The sequence below is a fragment of the Tunicatimonas sp. genome (assembly GCF_049647865.1).
Taxonomy (GTDB): domain Bacteria; phylum Bacteroidota; class Bacteroidia; order Cytophagales; family Cyclobacteriaceae; genus Tunicatimonas.
The window spans coordinates 1-4,230 of the sequence record NZ_JBARYM010000900.1 but is presented as its reverse complement, the minus strand read 5'-3'; the positions used below and the strand labels follow the sequence as shown (position 1 = coordinate 4,230).

4 protein-coding genes are annotated in these 4,230 nt (G+C 44.8%); 1 reads left to right on the top strand and 3 read right to left on the bottom strand.

What is annotated here, in order from left to right; genetic code table 11:
- Positions 1–93: 93 nt before the first annotated feature.
- On the bottom strand, positions 94–909 hold the full coding sequence (locus tag WBA23_RS25630) for a carboxypeptidase-like regulatory domain-containing protein (protein WP_424585125.1): 816 nt from the start codon (positions 907–909) through the stop codon (positions 94–96).
- Positions 910–1,152: 243 nt separating this feature from the next.
- Between WBA23_RS25630 and WBA23_RS25625 the strand changes: the two genes are divergently transcribed.
- Positions 1,153–2,865, top strand: a complete 1,713-nt coding sequence (locus WBA23_RS25625) for an FAD-dependent oxidoreductase (RefSeq protein WP_424585124.1) — start codon at positions 1,153–1,155, stop codon at positions 2,863–2,865.
- 120 nt (positions 2,866–2,985) lie between these two features.
- Here WBA23_RS25625 and WBA23_RS25620 read toward each other — a convergent pair whose 3' ends face one another.
- Together WBA23_RS25620 and WBA23_RS25615 are read right to left on the bottom strand one after the other, a co-directional pair.
- Positions 2,986–3,507, bottom strand: a complete 522-nt coding sequence (locus WBA23_RS25620; RefSeq protein WP_424585123.1) for an ABC transporter permease — start codon at positions 3,505–3,507, stop codon at positions 2,986–2,988.
- Between the two features lie 75 nt (positions 3,508–3,582).
- The coding region (locus WBA23_RS25615) for an ABC transporter permease (RefSeq protein WP_424585122.1) at positions 3,583–4,230 on the bottom strand (648 nt) is incomplete at its 5' end.

Genomic DNA, 4,230 nt, shown 5'->3' with positions numbered 1-4,230 from the left:
CGTAAACTCAATCAAGAAGAAGAAAGTATACAGAACAATATTGTGATAGAACATCGCCTTATTGAAAGAGAATCGTCCCTTCGGAATTGATCTTTATTGGCGAATGGTTGATATATCCCCTTCAAAGACTTTGTTCTTAAGTAGTTTCTGAACTGCTAATTTTCGTTCAGTCTCATCTTCAAAATTACCAAGGCTGTGTAAAATACCGATCATAACCGTATAATCGTCTTGATAAAGCATCACCGAAGGGGGCGGCATATATTCTAACGTAAAGCGTTGAATATCAGCATTACTCAGATCATCGTCAGCGAGCACTAACATTTCCTGGTATCGTTCGGTCATAGCATCCCGTATTCGCTGCTGCTGAGCTTCACCCTCCTCCATCGCCATAATTTCTTTCAGCTTTTTTTCTTGCTGAAACTTGCTATTGAACAGATTAGCAAGCGCAGTAACGCCGCCCTCTAACCGCGCCCCGTTCATCCCCCCCGCTACACTAATCGCTGGTACCTCTTTCGGATCCTTCCGCTCAAATAATGGTTCACCTTTAGGGCGGTTTAGGCTGAACGGTACCGGCTCACGCCGAATAAACTGCTCAATATTATCATAAGCCTTTATTGTAATCTCCCGTAGCTCATTTACTTGGGGGACCATGACAATTGTTAGTTTCGTCAGGCTCTCACTTGCGCTATCGGCAGGAACTAGAAAATAGGGTTTATAGCCTACACTACTAAACATAATAGTATCTTGGCGGAGTACGTTCACCCCGAAAAATCCTTCAGCGTCAGTAGCAGTGCCAGTTTTACCCCCCTGACCACGAATATGCACATACGGTATCGGAGCCAAGCTATCGGAGTCCACTACCTGTCCTTGAATAAATACTTGATCTTGAGCTGATAGCCATTGGGGCAAGACTATCAGTACAAGAAGTACCAATGTTCGACTAATCCAATAAAAAAATTGTGCTACTTCCCCCATAATATACGCCTATCGTATTTTAAAGATAACGGATAATTAGGGGCTTTACAACTGAAAACCTCTGCATAGTTTGTGTACCCACTTTTGTCTACCATAGTGCTAGAACGGATTTTCTATCTGATCATATAGATTTGAAAGCGATTAATCTTAATTTCATTGCCTTATGTTAACTATTTTATGAAACGTAGAAAATTTATTAAAAATATAAGTGTTGGAGGAAGTTCATTAGCTGTACTCCCTATCACCAGTCATTATTCTTACAAAAACAGTCTTTCAATTGACAACAACACCCAGACTGAGTATGCTGCTGACTTAGTAGTAGCCGGGGGCGGATTGGGTGGATGCGCCGCGGCACTAGCTGGGCTACGCAACGGATTGCGCGTAGTGATGACTGAAGAAACTAATTGGCTCGGCGGGCAAATTACCCAACAAGGAGTTCCCCCAGATGAACATCAGTGGATTGAAACCCACGGAGCTACTCAGCTCTATCGCGATTTTCGCAATGCCGTTCGGCAGTACTACTTTCAGCATTATCCGGTTACCGAAGCGGCTCGACAACAGCAGTACTTTAATCCGGGGAATGGTGCTGTTTCCCGGCTTTGTCACGAGCCTCGGGTAGCCTTAGCTGTCTTAGAAGCTATGTTCGCCCCCTACCTAAGCAGCGGCCAATTGACTCTACTGCTTAATCATAAAATTACGCAAGCCGATGTTGAGGGCGATCGAGTTAAAGCATTAACAGCGCGGAATAATCAGTCAGAAAGAGAAATGGTGCTAATTGCCCCCTACTTTACCGATGCTACCGAACTCGGTGATTTGCTTCCCCTGACTAACACTGAATACGTGACTGGCACCGAGTCCCAAGCGGATACCAACGAGTTGCATGCGGCTGAACGAGCCGACCCTACCAATCAGCAATCGTTCACCATGTGCTTGGCAATGGATTATGTACCAGGAGCCGAGAACCTGATTGAAAAGCCTAAGGATTATAATTTTTGGCGGAACTTTATACCGGACTTAACTCCAGCTTGGCCCGGAGAGCTTCTATCCCTAACCTACACCCACCCTTCTACACTAAAACCTAAAACGTTAGGATTTCACCCAGAAGGCTCTCCTACCGGAGAAGTACTCAACCTCTGGAATTACCGAAAACTAATTGATCGCAATAACTTCAAAGCTGGTACGTATCCGGGAGATAGTACTGTTATTAATTGGCCTCAAAATGATTACTTTTTGGGGAATTTAGTTGGTGTAAGTCCCGAAGAATTTGACCGCCACGTAGCGCAAAGCAAGCAATTAAGCTTATCACTACTTTACTGGCTGCAAACCGAAGCTCCTCGCCCCGACGGTAAACAAGGCTGGCCTGGATTACGACTACGTGGTGATATACTTGGAACTGAAGACGGTTTAGCTAAGTATCCCTACGTGCGAGAATCGCGCCGAATAAAACCCATATTTCGGGTGCTGGAAGAACATGTTGGCAAAGAAAATCGCCTGTTGGTAGCTGGAGAAAAAAGCGGTCAAACGGCGGCTAATTTTTACGACAGTGTAGGTGTCGGATATTATCATATTGACCTGCATCCCAGTAGCGGAGGAGATAATTACATAGATTTTGCTTCCCTACCGTTCCAGATTCCACTGGGTGCATTTCTACCCCAACGGATGCAAAATTTACTTCCGGCCAATAAGAATATTGGTACCACTCACATCACTAATGGCTGTTACCGGCTACACCCAGTAGAGTGGAGCATCGGCGAAGCCGTGGGAATGCTAGCTGCTTTTGCTTTGGATAAGAAAACTACCCCCCACGCGGTGCGGGAAAGCGACAAACTACTAGCTGACTTTCAGCAACTTATTCGTAATCAGGGGATTGAAACACAATGGCCCAATTGATGAAGAGTGAGTGATGATTGACGGCTAATGTTTCTCATTAAGCTGGGGGCGGGGCGTTCCTTCTGTACGTATAGAAAGTATTCCTAGCCCCACGCACCCCGCTCCAAGCCCACCGCCCAATTATTCATCTCGTAAAGCATCTACCGGATTAGCTACTGCAGCTTTGATTGATTGGTAGCCGACGGTAAGTAACACAATGCTGATGATTGCAACTAAACTAATTGCAAATGTCAAAGCTCCTACCTCAATGGTATAGGCAAAGTTTTGAAGCCACTGCTGCGTTAAATAGTAAGCCAATGGAGCCGCCAGTACAAAAGCCACAAAAATCAGCTTAACAAACTCTTTGGAGAATAACGCCACAATCTGTTGTACCGAAGCTCCTAGCACTTTCCGAATACCCACTTCTTTGGTCCGTCGCTCGGCCATAAACATGACTAGACCGTATAATCCTAGGCAACTGATGAAAATAGCGATACCCGCAAATATCTGGGCCAGTGAGAAAGTACGGTCGTAATCTGCGTAGAATCCAGCTACCCGATCATCCAGAAACTCGTAACGAAAGCCGTACTCGGGGTACGTTATCTGCCAAACCTGTTCCAGTTTATTAATCACTATTTGTGCCTCTTCCATATCCACTTTCATGCTCAAATTATAGTAATTCTCACTACGGTTGGTAATAAGCAGTGGAGGGATTTTAGCACCAAAATCCCGGGTATGTTAATCAGAGACTACTCCTACAATTGGTAAGTCTATGTTCTGGACAGAAATGTATTTTCCCAGAGCCTCTTCCGGATGCTCTAAACCTAGCTCTCTAACGAAAGATTCATTTGCTACAAAGCCACTACCGGAGTCAGAAGGGGTAAACACTGAACCAGCCAAAAGGCTCATTCCGTGAGTATCAAAGAAGCGATGGTCAGCATAGTGTACACTGGCAAACTTTTCAGATTGCTTTCCTTCTACTGAATAACGTCCGGCAGCCATGGACTGAGAAATAGCCGAAGCCGAAGTGAAGGTCAAATTTTTAACTGCACTCTCTTCAATCATTGCAGCTTCAAAACGCTCTCGGCTATTAGCTTCCTCGTCTCGTAAATCTATCGTTAGAATTGCCTCCTTATTAAAACCTAGCGGAGCATTTTTAAGATAATCCAGTTGCTGGGCAATTACTAATACACACACAATAAACACCTGGGAAATAAAAAACTGGAATACGACTAGCCCGTGGCGGAGGGAAGATTTTCGGCTACTAGTGGTAATCGCAGTACCTTTGAGGGCTTGAATAGGTTTGAAACGGGATAGTAGCCAGGCGGGATAAAAGCCCGACAGATTAGCCACCAGTACTATCATTAGAAAGAAGAAACCGATACT

Bases quoted from the DNA above. Each gene is read 5' to 3' on its own strand.
- WBA23_RS25625 (WP_424585124.1), top strand. From the start codon at position 1,153: ATGAAACGTAGAAAATTTATTAAAAATATAAGTGTTGGAGGAAGTTCA.
- WBA23_RS25620 (WP_424585123.1), bottom strand. From the start codon at position 3,507: ATGAAAGTGGATATGGAAGAGGCACAAATAGTGATTAATAAACTGGAA.